General features: G+C 41.5%; 17 protein-coding genes and 1 tRNA gene. 8 read left to right on the top strand and 10 right to left on the bottom strand.

Translation table 11 applies throughout. The features are described 5' to 3' along the window. Positions 1–55 precede the first annotated feature (55 nt). The 3 genes from RAH45_RS11245 to RAH45_RS11235 all read right to left on the bottom strand — a co-directional run bounded on the left by RAH45_RS11245 (position 56) and on the right by RAH45_RS11235 (position 1,861). Positions 56–415 carry a SirB2 family protein gene (locus RAH45_RS11245; protein WP_068407573.1) on the bottom strand — a complete coding sequence of 120 codons (360 nt, stop codon included), beginning with the start codon at positions 413–415 and terminating at the stop codon, positions 56–58. 80 nt (positions 416–495) lie between these two features. Beyond that, the gene (locus tag RAH45_RS11240) at positions 496–837 is read right to left on the bottom strand and encodes a BolA family protein (protein WP_068407576.1); all 342 of its coding nucleotides are present in this window, start codon (positions 835–837) and stop codon (positions 496–498) included. 211 nt (positions 838–1,048) lie between these two features. Further along, positions 1,049–1,861 (bottom strand): M48 family metallopeptidase, encoded by an 813-nt coding sequence (locus tag RAH45_RS11235; RefSeq protein ID WP_306495278.1) that lies wholly within the window; start codon positions 1,859–1,861, stop codon positions 1,049–1,051. A 500-nt stretch (positions 1,862–2,361) separates the two neighbouring features. Between RAH45_RS11235 and RAH45_RS11230 the strand changes: the two genes are divergently transcribed. The 3 genes from RAH45_RS11230 to RAH45_RS11220 all read left to right on the top strand — a co-directional run bounded on the left by RAH45_RS11230 (position 2,362) and on the right by RAH45_RS11220 (position 4,304). Continuing rightward, positions 2,362–2,436: transfer RNA gene (locus RAH45_RS11230), tRNA-Gly, on the top strand. A gap of 369 nt (positions 2,437–2,805) precedes the next feature. After that, on the top strand, positions 2,806–3,507 hold the full coding sequence (locus RAH45_RS11225) for an IS1 family transposase (protein WP_306495277.1): 702 nt from the start codon (positions 2,806–2,808) through the stop codon (positions 3,505–3,507). Then, positions 3,507–4,304, top strand: a complete 798-nt coding sequence (locus tag RAH45_RS11220; RefSeq protein ID WP_068407514.1) for a glucose 1-dehydrogenase — start codon at positions 3,507–3,509, stop codon at positions 4,302–4,304. Before RAH45_RS11225 ends, RAH45_RS11220 begins: the two co-directional genes overlap by 1 nt. A 153-nt stretch (positions 4,305–4,457) precedes the next feature. Here the strand turns inward: RAH45_RS11220 and RAH45_RS11215 are convergent, their stop codons facing one another. The 3 genes from RAH45_RS11215 to RAH45_RS11205 form a co-directional block, all read right to left on the bottom strand. Continuing rightward, positions 4,458–5,498 carry an SDR family NAD(P)-dependent oxidoreductase gene (locus tag RAH45_RS11215; RefSeq protein ID WP_068407511.1) on the bottom strand — a complete coding sequence of 347 codons (1,041 nt, stop codon included), beginning with the start codon at positions 5,496–5,498 and terminating at the stop codon, positions 4,458–4,460. A gap of 225 nt (positions 5,499–5,723) precedes the next feature. Further along, positions 5,724–6,629 (bottom strand): LysR family transcriptional regulator, encoded by a 906-nt coding sequence (locus tag RAH45_RS11210; RefSeq protein WP_198329082.1) that lies wholly within the window; start codon positions 6,627–6,629, stop codon positions 5,724–5,726. Positions 6,630–6,786: 157 nt separating this feature from the next. After that, positions 6,787–7,398, bottom strand: a complete 612-nt coding sequence (locus RAH45_RS11205) for a YceI family protein (RefSeq protein ID WP_082894368.1) — start codon at positions 7,396–7,398, stop codon at positions 6,787–6,789. Positions 7,399–7,791: 393 nt separating this feature from the next. On the opposite strand from RAH45_RS11205, the gene RAH45_RS11200 reads away from it, so the two are divergent. Both RAH45_RS11200 and RAH45_RS11195 read left to right on the top strand, forming a co-directional pair. Beyond that, positions 7,792–8,184, top strand: a complete 393-nt coding sequence (locus RAH45_RS11200; protein ID WP_068407505.1) for a DoxX family protein — start codon at positions 7,792–7,794, stop codon at positions 8,182–8,184. A gap of 138 nt (positions 8,185–8,322) precedes the next feature. Beyond that, positions 8,323–9,042: a YoaK family protein gene (locus RAH45_RS11195; protein ID WP_068407525.1), complete on the top strand. Its 720-nt coding sequence runs from the start codon at positions 8,323–8,325 to the stop codon at positions 9,040–9,042. Between the two features lie 110 nt (positions 9,043–9,152). Here RAH45_RS11195 and RAH45_RS11190 read toward each other — a convergent pair whose 3' ends face one another. Continuing rightward, positions 9,153–9,488 (bottom strand): GNAT family N-acetyltransferase, encoded by a 336-nt coding sequence (locus RAH45_RS11190; protein ID WP_227514987.1) that lies wholly within the window; start codon positions 9,486–9,488, stop codon positions 9,153–9,155. A gap of 324 nt (positions 9,489–9,812) precedes the next feature. Between RAH45_RS11190 and RAH45_RS11185 the strand changes: the two genes are divergently transcribed. The 3 genes from RAH45_RS11185 (at position 9,813) to RAH45_RS11175 (ending at position 12,379) form a co-directional block, all read left to right on the top strand. Further along, positions 9,813–10,526, top strand: a complete 714-nt coding sequence (locus RAH45_RS11185; RefSeq protein ID WP_068407502.1) for a pirin family protein — start codon at positions 9,813–9,815, stop codon at positions 10,524–10,526. 90 nt (positions 10,527–10,616) lie between these two features. Then, the gene (locus RAH45_RS11180; protein WP_198329081.1) at positions 10,617–11,555 is read left to right on the top strand and encodes a pirin family protein; all 939 of its coding nucleotides are present in this window, start codon (positions 10,617–10,619) and stop codon (positions 11,553–11,555) included. A 212-nt stretch (positions 11,556–11,767) separates the two neighbouring features. Then, positions 11,768–12,379: a nitroreductase family protein gene (locus RAH45_RS11175; RefSeq protein WP_068407496.1), complete on the top strand. Its 612-nt coding sequence runs from the start codon at positions 11,768–11,770 to the stop codon at positions 12,377–12,379. Between the two features lie 116 nt (positions 12,380–12,495). Here RAH45_RS11175 and RAH45_RS11170 read toward each other — a convergent pair whose 3' ends face one another. The 3 genes from RAH45_RS11170 to nadR form a co-directional block, all read right to left on the bottom strand. Further along, positions 12,496–12,945: an Mpo1 family 2-hydroxy fatty acid dioxygenase gene (locus RAH45_RS11170; RefSeq protein WP_068407493.1), complete on the bottom strand. Its 450-nt coding sequence runs from the start codon at positions 12,943–12,945 to the stop codon at positions 12,496–12,498. Between the two features lie 158 nt (positions 12,946–13,103). After that, positions 13,104–13,862 (bottom strand): nicotinamide riboside transporter PnuC, encoded by a 759-nt coding sequence (pnuC, locus tag RAH45_RS11165; protein WP_068407490.1) that lies wholly within the window; start codon positions 13,860–13,862, stop codon positions 13,104–13,106. 159 nt (positions 13,863–14,021) lie between these two features. Beyond that, complete coding sequence (nadR, locus tag RAH45_RS11160) at positions 14,022–15,062, bottom strand: multifunctional transcriptional regulator/nicotinamide-nucleotide adenylyltransferase/ribosylnicotinamide kinase NadR (protein WP_068407488.1); 1,041 nt, start codon at positions 15,060–15,062, stop codon at positions 14,022–14,024. Between the last annotated feature and the right edge of the window lie 510 nt (positions 15,063–15,572).

Here is a 15,572-nt window from a genome sequence, read left to right as displayed (position 1 = left end):
AAGATAGCAAAAAAATAGCGATTAAGATATTGAAAAATATAACTTTTAACGACTCTTAAAATAAATTACCCGGCTTGGTAAAGGCGAGTACCAAGATGCCAACATAGGCGATACCCGCGATAAGGATGCCGGTTTTTCTTTGACTAGGCGTGGCTTTGTCATTAAAAGCTTTAATACTGGCACTGAGTGCGGCAACCAATAAGATAACTTTAGCAAATACCCACTGTACTGGCGCATTGACACTCATAAGTTGCACGAGCATGCCAGCCCCTGAAATAATAATGACGGCATAGAGAATATGAGTCGATATTTTTACCGCAAATGGTGGCTTTTTGTTTGCGCTTAATACCACATAGCTTTGGTATAAAAACAGCGCAATCAACAAGACGGCCATGAGCATATGTAGATGTTTCATTGGATAGGGTTTCCTTTAAAGGTGCCGTTTGCCAGCTTATCTATGTTATTTGGGAATAGCGTTAAGACTAATTTTTGAGACTAGCCTTTATTTTGCCCTGCGCATAATGGGCTGTCAGGACTTTGGCCTTGCCATTCTGTTGGCGTATAAGCATGGATAGCCAAAGCGTGGATTTGACCACCTTGTGAGGTCAAAAGTGAATTTGCTAGATTGTACACGAGCTGATGACGCGCCACCAAGCGTTTGCCTTCAAAGGCATCGCTGACAATCGTCAGTTTAAAGTGACTTTCTTTACCGTCAAAATAACCGGCATGGTTCATTGATTCATTCACCAGTTCAATATGCTGTGCTTGCAGGGCTTGTAGCGCCTCATTAAGAGCGTCTGCAGTCGGCGTATTTGTTGTCATAGTTATCCTCGTCATTTTAATGCTTAGCCTTTTAATTGGCTGATGGCACTCATTATAGCAGACCCTGATAATTATACTGCAAGGCTCTGCAAAGCCTTCTATACCAGTAAAGAGCGGATTAGTGATACGCACAAAAAAGCAGAGCGCAACCTTATTACGCTCTGCTTTTATCGTCTATTATTGTCGTCTATTGCTATTTACTATGAATACCATTTGCTATTAAATTTTAACGACGTGCTTTTTGATATAACGGCATTACCTTAGGCATCAATGACTGCAATTGCGCAATTCGGTTGCTGCTGGTTGGGTGAGTGCTCAAAAATTGCGGTGGCTCGCCTTGGCTGGCGCGCTGCATTTTTTGCCACAAGGTAATCGCGGCTTGTGGGTTGTAACCTGCACGTGCCATCAGTTCAAGACCGATTTGGTCAGCTTCTGCTTCTTGCGTGCGACTGTGCGGACGGCTTAAACCTAAGTCTCCTGCAACGTTAGCAAGCTCAGCCTGACCTTGCGATAGACCAAAAATACTGGCTGCAACACCGATACCCGTTTGCGTGGCATATTGACGCGATAAGCGCTCACGTGAGTGCTCGCGCAACGCATGAGACATTTCATGACCCATAATAGCGGCGATTTCGTCATCGCTAAGATTTAAGCGATCAATGATACCAGTGAAAAACATAATCTTACCACCTGGCATCACAAACGCGTTCAAATCGTTAGATTTAATGGTGTGAACTTCCCACTTCCATTTCGCTGCGTCAGGACGATAGACGCCCACTTGACCAATCAAACGGTTAGAGATATTTTTTAAACGATTGAGCTGGGCCTTATTGGTGTCAAGCAAACCGCGTGCACGTGCTTCTTGGATATTTTTATTGTAGCTTTGCGCTGATAATCGCTGTACTTGCTCACTAGAAACCAAAAGTAGCTGCTGACGGTCAACGCCGACAGCGCCGGTGCTAGTGGTACTTGAGCAACCGGTCAGGGTCAATGCCGACAAAGATGCCGCCATGATGGTGGTGGTAAATAGCTTCTTCATAAAACGTCCTCGCTGTAAATATAAAAAAATTAAACAATATTAAAATGAAAACGGTCGCGGTAAAGATAGTTTTTTATTAAAAAAGGTTAACTGATTAAAAACTCGTCATGCCTGCTGATCTACCAAAACGATAAAGCTCTACCGCAACTATTTATCGTTAGGCATAAGTATAATAATGTTGGCAAGTGAAAACCTAGACAGAAAAAGTAACAATAGGCAGTAGGATTGTAAATGCGATAAATGAAAGTTTGCTACTCAATACCAGCTCCCATAAAATTTGCTACGATTTATAAATTTTTTAAATTTATAGCGTTATTATTAGGAATGAAAATAGTAATTGAAATCAATAATGTATATGTTTTCTTGCCTCGAGAATCACTCAAATTGCCAATTGTCAGTCAAAAACTTGAAAAAAGCTATTGACACCTACAGAATATTTGCTAAAATAGCCAGCCTATCGAGACGTAGTCGTTGTTAACAACATTACGATTTGAAATTTAGCGGGATTAGCTCAGTGGTAGAGCACAACCTTGCCAAGGTTGGGGTCGAGAGTTCGAATCTCTTATCCCGCTCCAAATATAGCTTGCAAAAGCACTAAAGCCTTACTTCTTATAAGAAGTAAGGCTTTTTTTATGTTTTAAATTTAGCACTTAACATTTAAAAGCCAAGTTGGCAGCGCTATTAAAAGTTTATCGGTATACTAAAAATCCCTGCATTATCCTGCATTATGAAATGCACCCGTTACAAATTACGGATAATTTGACACACTCATTTAATTTTAGCCGCGCATAATAATAGTCTGTAGCTTTTAAAAATAATAATAACGATGATAAGGATTTTTTATGCAAGAATTTCAATATAAAGCATTCGGTGGTGTATCAGAAAGTATGCTGAGGAAATAAAAGGAGGAGTGACAGCCAGAGCAAGATGATATATTTGAGGTTATGAAGACACAAATAGATATCAGTTGCCCCGACTGTCACAGTAATAGTCTAAAGAAAAATGGCAAAAAAAGCTATGGCAAGCAGAATTATCAATGTAAGGACTGCAAACGTCAGTTTATTGGCGACCATGCCTTAACTTATCATGGCTGTCACTCTAAAGTAGAAGAGCTTATACGGCTCATGACAGTTAGAGGCTGCGGCGTTAGAGACATAGCTGTTATAGCCTCAGTCAGTATCGGTAAAGTATTGAGCACCATAGGCTCATCTGTTTATAAGATTACGCCTAAGAAGCGCTACTATGAACGCTTAGAGGTTGATGAATTCTGGACTTACGTGTATCGCAAAAAGCGTAAAGTTTGGCTTATTTATGCTTATGATCGCGTTACTAATGAGATTGTCGCTTATGTCTGGGGCAGACGCGACTTAAAAACGGCTAAGAAGTTAAGAGCTCGTCTCAAGCAGCTTAAAGTCAGCTATGGCTCTATCAGTATGGATAACTGGGACAGTTTTATAACCGCCTTTAAATTTGACCACAAACGAGTTGGCAAATCTCATACGGTAGGCATTGAAGGTAATAACTGCCGTCTTAGACACCGATTGCGTCGGGCGGTTAGAAAAACCTGTTGTTTCTCTAAGAAGCTCGATAATCACTTCAAAGTGTTTGATATGGTGTTCTTTTACATCAATTATGGTTACGTCTGATGCCGGCATACTTTTTAGAACACCACCAAGCATTCAACGAATTGTTTGATTTAAGCGGTAAAACGGCCATTGTGACGGGCGGTGCGAATGGTATCGGTAAGGCGACAGCTTTGCGTTTGGCACAAGCGGGGGCAAATATCGTCATTGCAGACTTAAAATTAGAGGATGCTAAGGCGGCCGTTAAAGATATCGAAGAATATGGCGTCAGAGGATTTGCCATTGAGTGTAATATTTTAAAAGACGATGATTTGGTAAATATGGTAGAAAAAGTAGTTGCTGAATTTGGTAGCATCAATATTTTGATTAACAACGCGGGCGGCGGCGGTGGCCGTGAAAACCCGTCTAAGATTTCTGTCGATGATATTCGCCGTGATTTTGAATTGAATGTCTTTAGCGGCTGGCGCTTATCGCAACTTTGCGTACCCCATATGAAAAAATCTGGCTATGGCTCAATTGTGTTTACTACATCGATGTCTAGTATCAATAAAAGTCCAAATATGAGTGGTTATGCTGGTTCAAAAGCTGCTGTTAATCATATGGTGGCCAATTTAGCGCACGATTTTGGTCCTGAAGTGCGTGTTAATGCCGTCGGACCTGGGGCCACGCGTACTGCGGCGTTAGAGAGTGTACTCACGCCTGAGATTGAGGAGAGAATGCTATCACATACGCCTATTCAGCGCTTGGGTGAAGCCGATGATATCGCTGGAGCGATGCTGTATTTTGCCTCTCCAGTATCAACGTGGGTGAGTGGTCAGACCATATTTGTCAATGGTGGCGGGGTGCAAACGTTAGATTAGGATTAGATAATAGCCAGTGTAGAGAACTTGTCATAAAAAAGCGTCACCCAACATTGAGTTGGGTGACGCTTTTTTATGAATATAGTTTTTAACTGACAGATTAAAACTCCATGGCAGCGAAACTTTAATGCAAGTAAGCCATTGTTAGAAACGCTATTTCCTAAGCGAAAAAGCGACAGTCTTATTACCTATCCAGTTAACCCAGCTCACAGGAAAGAAGCGCAGCTGTAATCTAATCAAGTTTGCCATCAGGCCTGGGACGACCAAGAACTGGCGCTTCTCTACGCCTTTGAGCATGGATTTAACGGCATCGTCAATTTTTAGCTCGCCTGCCAGTTTTTTCATGCCGACACCGGCTTGCGCCATGACGCCGACTTCTGCTTGGGTCAGCGGCGTATCTATTGGTGGCGGCGCAAAGACAGTGATATCAATACCGTCAGGCTTCCATTCAAAACCGATCGATTGCATCATGCCCCAAATAGCAAATTTTGAGGCGCTATAAGAGCTGTAGCCATAACTGCCGGTAAATGATGCCATCGAAGCGGTTACCATGACTTGATCGCCACGTGATAAAAACGGGCGCACGGCAGCCAATACGTTACGAGTGCCGAATAGATTGATAGTCAGTACGCGCTCAAACTGTTCTTGGCTCATCTCATCAAACGTCCAAGGCCCTGTAATCCCTACAAAATGCATCAAGATATCAGGCGATAGCTTGCTTGCAGTATCGGCATCGGTGACGTCCAGTTCATAGCTGATAATCGACGCTTTATTTTTGTTCAAACCTTGCAGCGTGGCGACGACCTTATCGAGCGCTTGTTTATCAAACAAGACCAAATTGGCATCTTGCCCAATCAGCTGCTTAGCCGTTTCAAGTCCGATACCAGAGGCCGCGCCAGTGATATAGATAGTCTTACCCGTAAAGTAACCCATCACGTGCTTTCCTTTTGCAATGAGTGGTCTTTTAAAAAATGGCGTCTCGCGATCCGCTTCAATATCAGAAGGAGAAAACAGCAGCGTTTTTAATTCGCCTAAAAAATCATGATACTTGACGATAAAAATGCGGTTTAAGATATGAATGTAGGGGAATTTATAGGTGCTTTGGGTATAGACACCACTGTAGGCGTACCATGTCGGATAGGGCACGCGCACCATGTCGGCGCTTTGATAAAACTGTACCGGCGGCTCATCCATAAAACGTTCTCTAAAAGCGCTTGCTTGCGCGCTGCTTTTAGGCGCTCTTGTGGTAATGGACTTTGGCGCACCTCATCAAAGTCGTGAATGGCTTTCATGCCAAGTGACGTTAAATCCATGTTGCATTTCCTTATGACTGATGGATAACTTAAAATCATACTAGCAGTATAGTTTTAGAATTTATAGCGACTTAAAAAAACTACTCAGTGTGCCAAATTGGTTTTATTAAAATTTATCCCAATAAGGGTCATTACCAAAACGCTCGGCAATAAAATCAATGAGATAGCGACAGCGCTGCGACAAAAAGCGATTTTTCGGGTAGACCGCATAAGCGTTTAAAGTAGGCAGTTGATACTGCTGCATAATGGGGACAAGCTCACCACTGGCTATGGTGTTATAAGTGATAAAATTGGGTAAAAAAGCAATACCGTGTCCCTTTACCGCCATATCGCGCAAAAAATCGCCGTTATTGACTTTTATTTTTGAATTGATAGCGACTTGATGTTTTTTGCCTTGCTCGTCTATCAGCTCTATCGTGCTAGATTTACTCAGACCGTATTGTAAAAACGCATGCTTGGCCAAATCTTCTATGGTTTTTGGTGTACCCATTCTAGTCAGATATTCAGGACTGGCACATAAGGTATAACGAATCAGCGCCAAACGTTTGGCTTGATAACTTGAATCTTGCAGCTCTCTAATCCGAATCGCTAATTCAAAGCCTTCTTCGACCAAATCGGTATGGCGGTCAGAAAAGTTTAATTCAAAGTTCAGATTAGGATGCTGATTGGCATATTCATCGATGACATCGTTTAAGTGCATCAAGCCAAATGACAAAGGCGCAGTCATTTTTAAGGTACCCTCGATACGCGTCGGCGCGCCACTGGTTTCCTCGTTTAGCGCGTCCACTTCGCTGAGGATATTACTCACCTTTTGGTAATATTGCTCGCCAGCTTGGGTTAAGTTTGATTGGCGCGTGGTACGGCTAATCAGTTGACTGCCCAAACGCGTCTCTAAATCCTTGAGTCGGCGGCTTACTGCTGATTTGGCAATATTAAGTTGCTCGGCGGCCTTGGTAATGCTACCCGCTTCTACTATACGCACAAACATCACCATATCTTCTAGTTGTCCCATCCTAGCTACCTCCTTACTGTTATTTGGCTGTTATTATTTAGCGGTTAATCATATAAAAAATAAAAGACCGAGTTAAAAACCCAGTCTTTTTATCAATAACGCCAAATAGTTTAGACTGTGTTCCGTATAAAATACGGTTTAAAGTCGTCAAGCCGTCTTATTTAAGATCAGCTTTTTTACTGCCTTCTACTTGAACGACCAGTTTAATGTCTTTCATCATACCGCCATCGGTAAAGGTATTGATACCCCATTTGGTTCTATCTATCGTGGTTTCAAAATCGCCACCGCACGCCTCAGCTTTTAATAAAGGACTGTCATAACAGTTAAATTTAGTGGCCGTTAAAGTGATTGGATGCGTCTGACCTAGCAGCGTTAAATCGCCTTTGACCGCTTTGACTTTATCGCCTTCAAATTCCCACTTAGTCGATTTAAAATAAGCGGTTGGGTGTTCTTTTACATTGAAGAAATCGGCAGATTTAAGGTGACCATCAAACGCTTTAATACCTGTGCTCAAGCTGCCCATCGGGATGGTAATACCGACAAAGCCTTTTTTCTCTTTAGGCGCGTACTCAAGCGTACCCGATAGATTATAAAAGCCGCCAGCGTTGGTCGTGGTACCAAAGTGATCGACGAAAAAACGTACGGCGGTATGTTTGGAATCAAGCTCATAAGTTGCAGCGTGACCTAGTGTGCTAAGCAAACCAAGCGTACCGATAGCAGCAAAAGTAATTGCGCGGTTTGTTTTTTTAATAGAATTTATAGTGATCATAAATCATCCTTTTTAAGTGAGTAAGTAGAAGCTAGCGTTAAGTATGTCTTACATAACAACATAATGAGTGTAGCAAAAAATTAGGATATTAAACGCTAAATGGCATCGAAAAATGTTTCTTTCTGTGGCGCTTATCTCTAGCGTCTAATAGTATGGCTAAAATGCTAACTGTCTTAATAGTGAGCATAAATAGCACGTAACGCTATTGTCGTTTTTAATATTGTACCAGTAGAATTGCTATTTGACTGTTCTCTAAAAGAGAACTTATATTTGCGATTATCTTGGTTTATCTGCTATTAAGCAACGACTACAATAATGCCATTACCTAATCAAACAAAAGTCTTTTAAATAAAATCTTTATAATCATGACTTTTATGTTATTGGAGAATACTTATGGATAAGCTGCAAGAGCTGAGCGCCCCAATTGGTCGCTTATTGTTATCGATGATCTTTATCTTTTCTGGCTTTACCAAAATTACTGGCTACGCGGCCACCCAAGGTTATATGGAATCGATGGGCGTACCGGGTATGCTATTGCCTTTGGTCATTGCTGTTGAGCTGCTTGGCGGTATCGCAATTTTATTAGGCTTCAAAGCGCGCTTGGTGGCGATTCTAATGGCTGGTTTTAGCATTACGTCGGCGCTACTTTTCCATCAATTTTGGATTGATGAATCACAAATGAACCCATTTATGAAAAACATTGCCATGGCAGGCGGTTTCTTGATGATTTTTGTTCATGGACCAGGCGTATATTCAATTGATAACAGTCATACGCGCAGAATCTAGTAGAGTAAATGGTTTAGACAATATCATCTTATAATTATAATCAAGGAGCCCCTATGAGCGCATCCATAAATATCGCATTAATTATCGGTAGTTTGCGAAAAGAATCCATCAATCGTAAATTTGCAGGGCAGTCGTCGCGTGCCTAATCCTATCTCTACAGAGACTGCCAAGCTGCCCAGCTTTTGGCAACGTCATCAAACGCCTGTACTTTTAACAGTGGTCGGCGGCGCGATTGATACCATTGGTTTTATCACCTTGTTTGGGTTCTTTACCGCCCATGTCACGGGTAACTTGGTGATGGCGGGTAGTGGCTTGGTAAAAGGTGAAGCGGGTCTATGGATTAAACTTGCGGCTTTGCCGCTATTTATTTTAACGGTTATGCTCACCAAGATATTTATTGACCACAGTAAAAATAAACAACTGACCTTGAGCCATTTATTTTTAGCAGAAGCGGCTTTTTTGACCGCGTTTATGGTGGCTGGTCTTTATTACCAGCCGTTTGTCGATGCCGGCGATATCACCGTGGCAATCACAGGTGGCTTGGGTCTCATTGCGCTGGCGATTCGTAATACCGCTAGCAAGACAATAATTAAGCACATGAGCCCGACGGTATTGATGACTGGAAATACCACGCAACTGGGTATCAATTTGACTGATTATCTACGCAATCGAAACGCCGATAATGGCAAAAAATTGGCCCACAGCTCGGTATTGGTGTTTAGCTTTTTAGTTGGCGCGTTAGTAGGTGCTTTGCTATATATGCAGCTGAGTTTTTGGGCCGTAGGTTTGTTTGTATTGCCGGTGCTGTATTTATCAGTGATGGCACGCGATAAAGAATTCTTAGCGCATATCGCTTAAGGAATACTACCAATAATAAATCTCACCTAAACCATTGCCAATAAAAAACGCCCTAGCTTTATGGATAGGGCGTTTTTTTGCTTGCTGGTTAAGCGCTTATGTATCGCTATTTAAGCCTTAGCGTTATGAAATACTGAATTGTTTTGGTACTCTGGATGCTTGTCGATATAAGACTTTACATAAGAACAAGTTGGTTTCACCCGTAGGTTTTTCGCCGCTGCATCATCCAAAATATATTTGACCAGATACCCTGCAATACCTTGACCACCTAACTCTGCTGGCACCTCGGTATGTTTATATTCGATACCTTTTTCGCCGGCGCTCGTGGTGAAAAATTCATAATCCTCTAAAGCAATTTTGTCATCGATATGAATCTCAAAACGCTTTTTCTCGGTATTATTAATGACTTCATAATGTAATGGTTGTTTATTTTTCATATCTGACATAGTTAAATTTCCTTATATCGTATGACTAACATCTTCTGGACTCAATTTACACCTGCTCGCGTTACTTTTTTCATGACACTTTTATCGTAACTTTGGTCATAGTAACAGCTCATGCTAGTTGTACTGTTATGAGTATACAGGGTTCTGTTATAAATATATTACCTTACCTTTATGACGATATTGTTCTAAAAATAAGAATAGTCAATTGCGAATATCGTTGTTTATCTGTTAGTAGACAACAATTATAATAGTTTCATTGTTTAAACGAGTTAATGAATGTCAAATTCTAAAGCCGTTTAACTTACTAATAATTAAGGATACATTATGAGAACCATCTATCAAGCAGCAGATTCTCGTGGCGATGCCAACCATGGTTGGTTAAAAAGCAAGCATACCTTTAGCTTTGCCAATTATCACAATCCAGAACGTATGGGCTTTGGGGCGCTACGTGTCATTAATGATGATTTTGTCATCGCAGGTCAAGGTTTTGGTAAACATTCACATCGCGATATGGAAATTATCAGCATTCCTTTATCAGGCAAGCTCGGTCACGGCGATAACATCGGTAATAATGGCATCATTGAAACCGGTGAAGTCCAAGTCATGTCGGCAGGTACGGGTATCACCCATAGTGAAATGAACGCCGATAACCATGAGGCGGTGAGTTTTTTACAGATTTGGGTCATCCCAAACAAAATGAACGTTGAGCCTCGTTATCAGCAAATCCGTATGGGTGAACTGATGAAGCCAAATGCGTTTAACCAAATTTTATCGCCTAATAGAGATGATGCAGGCGTGTGGATTCATCAAGATGCATGGTTCAGTATGGGCGATTTTGATAAAGGCGTGACAGAGACGTATCAGCTTAAAAATCCTAACAATGGCGTCTATATTTTTGTCATTAGCGGTAAAGTCGTTGTAAACGGTAACACTTTGAGTACCCGCGATGGTCTAGGTGTTTGGGATACTAAGAACTTTACGATGGATGTCCTCGATGGTGCTAAAGTATTACTAATGGAAGTACCTATAAACTTTTAAGACTAAATGAGCTTTTAATGCCAAATAATAGACATTAATTTTTATCTTTTGGTCACACTAGATTCTATATCACATCATAAGAGGTAAATTATGAGTATTGAAACCCTAGAGCCGCGCTTAGCAGATGTGGGCGGCATTCCCATTGCTCGTCTGTTACCCAGTAAAGGTAAGCAGCCAATTGGTGCTTGGTGCTTTCTAGACCATGCAGGTCCTGCTGAATTTAGCGAAGATGAAAGCGGTATGCAAGTCGGTCGTCATCCGCACACCAACCTGCAAACCTTTAGCTGGATGCTAAATGGTGAAGTACTGCACAAAGACAGCTTGGGTAATAAGCAAGTGATTACCAAAAACCAAGTCAACGTCATGACAGCAGGTACTGGCCTTACCCAAGGTATCAGTCATACAGAGCAGAGCGTTTTTCCTGATACCGGTGGTTCGGCAGATGCCGCTCGTGGTCTAAGTATGGTACAACTGTGGATTGCGCTACCGACCGATCAACAAATCGAACGCAGTTTCCACCATTATCCAGAGCTACCGACATGGCGTGAAGATAACGTCGAGATGGTATTGACGACGGGCAGCTATGACAGCGTCACAGGTAAGCGCTATGAAGCGCCAACCATTCAGTACTCAAAAATGGTCGGTATCGACGTTTACTTTTTAGAGGATGGTGAAGTTACGCTTAACCTAGAACCGGGTTTTGAATATGGTATCTTGGTGACAGAAGGACAGATTGAGTCTGAAGGCAAAATTTGTGAGCAAGATCAATTGTTCCGCTTCCACGATAGCGACGTTGCCAATAATAAAAGCATCAAGCTAGTCGCCAAAAAAGGCACCTGTGTGATGTTTATCGGCGGTGAGCCATTAAACAATCAAGTGCTGCTGTGGTGGAACTTTGTCGCCGACAACAAAGAAGAGATTGAGCAATCTATCATCGACTGGAACAACGGTCATGAGCGTTTTGGTAATATCGACTCAGACATGAAACGCTTGCCAGCACCAGAATTACCACAAGGCTTTAAAGGTTAGTTTGTTTAGTTTATTTTGGTTTTCATAAACTATTAATAAGATATAATTACAAAAAGGAAGTATTGATTAAGGTCAATCTTTCTTATAATACAGCAGATTTGTTGATAGTACGCTTGCTTGGTATTACCCATTAATCGTACTCGTATTCATTAGCCTCTAATCACTAATATACTTAATCACTAATATTCCTAATAAATAATATGGAGAAAACTATGTCAGACCTAAAAACATTAGAGAAATTGGCAGAAAAACGTCGTTCAGTTTATGCTTTGAGCGATCAATTACCCGTTTCAAATGATGAAATCGTCAAGTTGGTTGAACATGCGGTTTTACATACGCCATCGTCATTTAACTCGCAATCAACGCGTATCGCTGTTTTGTTTGGTGACGACCATAACAAGCTTTGGCAATTAACCGAAGATACCCTACACGATATCGTCGATAACGAAGAGCAATTTGCGGCGACCAAGCAAAAAATGGATGGCTTTAAAGCAGGTGCTGGTACTATCTTGTTTTTTGAAGATCATAGCGTCGTCAGAGACATGCAAGCTGCTGCGCCTTTGTATGCAGACAAATTTCCAATTTGGGCGCACCAAACCAATGCGATGCACCAGTACATTATTTGGACGGCGTTAGCCAGTATTGATGTCGGCGCCAACTTACAGCATTACAATCCTATTATCGATAAAAAAGTCGCTGAAGAGTGGAATATCGATGAGCATTGGGAGATGAACGCGCAATTGGTATTTGGCGCTATCGAACAACCCGCAGGCGACAAGGAATTTAAGCCTCTCGAAGAGCGTATGAAAGTATTTGGTAAATAAGCTATTTTTTAAAATAGCTAGCAATTAGAAAGAGCGCCACTCAATGGATTATTGGGTGGCGCTTTTTCAACTGTATTAAACGGAAAAGTTAAAATAGTAGCAGCATTAAATACCGTTTATTGAGCTTTTTTACGGCGCATCAAGCTATTAGCTACCCATGCTGGACCAATCAGCAAGAACTGCAAATCTTCAAAGAAAGACGGTTTTTTGCCTTCAATTTTATGGCCAACAAATTGTCCAATCCAAGCAACCACAAAGATAGTTGCCCAAACCTTAAAGCCCCACGGCAGTAGCGTCATCACTGATAAGCAAATGAGAATAAATATGCCCATTGCCAAAAACAGCGGCGTCGATAAACGCATATAAAATATTAAAACTAAGGCGCTCATCACCAAGGTGAACCAGACCGATAGCGACATGCCCATGCCTAAGATACTGACAAAAATGGTTGGAACACAGAGCCAATGGATTTTTTTATTGACTAGGTTTTGATGGCTGACAGAATATTCACTGAGCCATTGCTCAAGTGTGCGTTTTGACATACGGCCTTGACGGGTACGAGACATACTAACCTCCTTGTTAGCAAATAAATTTATTCTTACCAGTTGTAGCACTAATTGGCACAACCTGCCATTTTATCTGGTAAACCGCACAGTCAAATCATACCAGCACTTAACTACATTAAACCGTTCTTCAGCTTCATATCGTTTATTAAAATTATCCCTTAACGTACTGGTTGGGCTGACTCCCTAGAGTCTTGCTCGCTGCGATACCATTCATACAGTCCGACAAACGAGTTGACTTGGTAAACCATGGTTTGAATAGCAAAGATATAATTGCCCGACATTAGGTTCACGGTTAGCCAAACGAAATTGGATAAAATCCATAACCACCAGTTAAATGAATAACGCAGAATCATCGCTGCCTGCGCAGTGATAGACAGCACAAAAGCGATAACGTTAATCCAAAAGAAAGAGATAAAACCTAAGAATTTACTGTTATCATCTTCAACGACGGCGTAACCATAGCTGGCAAGTAAGTTATTTACTGTAGGAAACAGCGCCAAACCGATGACCATAAAAGCGATGGTTAATAGCCAAATCCAGCGACTGGCAGATTTGGGCACCATATCGCCATCGGCGTCGGTATGCTTGGACCAATAAAAAATCCCATACAGATGACTAAAAAAGTTAAATAACGGCGCGAGCATCAAACCAACGGCGCCAGAGGTCGCTTGAACCACAAATTCACCTGCGGTTGCCGCCATTCCAAAACCATTACCCAAAATATTTTTGCGGAACGATAATGACACCACGCAAATCAAGCCAATAAATGATACGGCTAAGTAAAACCAGTCAAGGGTCGTATGTTCGGTGGTCAGCCAAAAGCCTGCTGATAAGGCAATCACGCCGCAAATAAACCAGATGACAATCCATTGTATCGCCCATTTTCCGGTGATGTTGTCTAGGAGCTGTATACGCATAACGCCTTTTTCCTTAAAGTATAAAAGCTATAATAGTTTTTTTCTTTTTTTTAGTATGGTTTAGTATGCCGTTTTTGCCATTTCTAATACTTGTCATAGTCATTTACTTCTAGCAATAATTTTTGCTTTCGTTCTTTTTATTTTCGTTTTTTGATACTGTTACTTGCCATAAATAACCTCATCAATAATTAACAAAGCTTGCCTATAGCGGGCATCATAATCTGGTTTATCAATCATATGCGGCTTAATATCATGACGGGCGAAAATATCTAATAAGCGCTGCTCAAAGCGACCGCGAGCCTCAGGCGTACCCAATGAGCGCATGCCATCATCAACCCATGGGGTATTGTTATCGACCATAATGGTATGGTCTAGGCGAAACTCATCGATACAAGCAGTCACAAAAGGATGGCTACGACCCTCGTACTCTTCACAAAAAGCCTGAGTGGTGACAAAGTCAGTATCAACAATAGTTACGGGCGCTGTTGCTCTAGCGGCGGCATCACGGATTGCTTGGGCATGATTGAGCGCAATGGGTCCGTAATCGCTGTACTGCAAGCCAATCTCGCTACCGCCCAAATCTGTACCGACATACAGCCGTCCCATCTCTAGCGCAAAGCTGGCCCCATAATAGTTGGCAAGCTTATGTACCAATGTCGTCTTGCCCGAGCTTTCACCGCCAACAATCGCCACCGTTTTGGTATAGTCGCCGCGTACTTGTGGGTGCAGCGCCGACCAGTGGGCGACCGGATTATGTGCAATAGCGTAAGAATCAAATTCAGATTGCAATGGCGTCGTGACTACTGGCATGACTAACTGTCCAGAAATGTCCGATTGGGCTAATGGATGGTTTTCTGCGGCAAACAAAACCGTGTCCGCCGGCAGCGCTAACGCGTCTATCAATCGTTGCAGCTTGGCATTGCTAGCTGCAATATCGATGATTACATCGGCAAAGCTTTCATGCAGCGGCAGCTCAATCTCATCAGTGGTATGAATATGGATAAAGGGCAAATCTGCGCACGCCATCTGTAGCCAACGTGCCTTATCTTGCAAGGTAATAGTAAAGTCTGGATGCGGCGCAGGGTGCGTCATAATCACAATATGCAGCGTCTTTGCTTGTCCTGCGGCGTCCAATATACTGCGCATTTGCCCCAAATGTAGCGGTTCAAAATGTCCAATTATTAGTCCTGATTCGTACATAGCTTTCCTTATGTGCTGTTTTTATTTTAGTTATGATTCATCGTGGCAATTCATATTTCCTAAGCCTTGATGATTTAATAGCATGGTATAAAGGTTTGGATAGATTTACAGGTAGGTTATTGTAAATAGGCGTTATTTTAGAAAGGGCTTTTAATATTAAATTATCAATAGATAATAAAGTTTTTACACCTAAACAGATTTAAAGTGATTGCTTGAGCTTTTTAAACTTGTAACAGAATATGTAATATAAGCGAAACAAAGTGAATAGTGAAACATTTTGAAATAGTTATTTAAAATCAGGAGTTTAGGCGCAATTATGAGAGCTTAGAGTAAGCTTAAGTAGCATAAACTCACAAAGCACGTCTATATCATCAACAGATAAAAAGTCAATAGTTGCTATACTTATTTATAAGTTCATAAGTTCATAAGTTCATAAGTTCATAAGTTCATAAGTTCATAAGTTCATAAGTTCAAAAGGGCTATGAATTTTTATAACGTTTTAAAATAAAT

The sequence above is a fragment of the Psychrobacter sp. van23A genome, assembly GCF_030845275.1.
GTDB lineage: Bacteria > Pseudomonadota > Gammaproteobacteria > Pseudomonadales > Moraxellaceae > Psychrobacter > Psychrobacter faecalis.
This window is presented reverse-complemented; position numbering and strand designations above follow the sequence as displayed.

Bases quoted from the DNA above. Each gene is read 5' to 3' on its own strand.
- RAH45_RS11245 (WP_068407573.1), bottom strand. From the start codon at position 415: ATGAAACATCTACATATGCTCATGGCCGTCTTGTTGATTGCGCTGTTT.
- RAH45_RS11240 (WP_068407576.1), bottom strand. From the start codon at position 837: ATGACGAGGATAACTATGACAACAAATACGCCGACTGCAGACGCTCTT.
- RAH45_RS11235 (WP_306495278.1), bottom strand. From the start codon at position 1,861: ATGAAGAAGCTATTTACCACCACCATCATGGCGGCATCTTTGTCGGCA.
- RAH45_RS11225 (WP_306495277.1), top strand. From the start codon at position 2,806: ATGAAGACACAAATAGATATCAGTTGCCCCGACTGTCACAGTAATAGT.
- RAH45_RS11220 (WP_068407514.1), top strand. From the start codon at position 3,507: ATGCCGGCATACTTTTTAGAACACCACCAAGCATTCAACGAATTGTTT.
- RAH45_RS11215 (WP_068407511.1), bottom strand. From the start codon at position 5,498: ATGGATGAGCCGCCGGTACAGTTTTATCAAAGCGCCGACATGGTGCGC.
- RAH45_RS11210 (WP_198329082.1), bottom strand. From the start codon at position 6,629: ATGGGACAACTAGAAGATATGGTGATGTTTGTGCGTATAGTAGAAGCG.
- RAH45_RS11205 (WP_082894368.1), bottom strand. From the start codon at position 7,398: ATGATCACTATAAATTCTATTAAAAAAACAAACCGCGCAATTACTTTT.
- RAH45_RS11200 (WP_068407505.1), top strand. From the start codon at position 7,792: ATGGATAAGCTGCAAGAGCTGAGCGCCCCAATTGGTCGCTTATTGTTA.
- RAH45_RS11190 (WP_227514987.1), bottom strand. From the start codon at position 9,488: ATGTCAGATATGAAAAATAAACAACCATTACATTATGAAGTCATTAAT.
- RAH45_RS11185 (WP_068407502.1), top strand. From the start codon at position 9,813: ATGAGAACCATCTATCAAGCAGCAGATTCTCGTGGCGATGCCAACCAT.
- RAH45_RS11180 (WP_198329081.1), top strand. From the start codon at position 10,617: ATGAGTATTGAAACCCTAGAGCCGCGCTTAGCAGATGTGGGCGGCATT.
- RAH45_RS11175 (WP_068407496.1), top strand. From the start codon at position 11,768: ATGTCAGACCTAAAAACATTAGAGAAATTGGCAGAAAAACGTCGTTCA.
- RAH45_RS11170 (WP_068407493.1), bottom strand. From the start codon at position 12,945: ATGTCTCGTACCCGTCAAGGCCGTATGTCAAAACGCACACTTGAGCAA.
- pnuC (WP_068407490.1), bottom strand. From the start codon at position 13,862: ATGCGTATACAGCTCCTAGACAACATCACCGGAAAATGGGCGATACAA.
- nadR (WP_068407488.1), bottom strand. From the start codon at position 15,062: ATGTACGAATCAGGACTAATAATTGGACATTTTGAACCGCTACATTTG.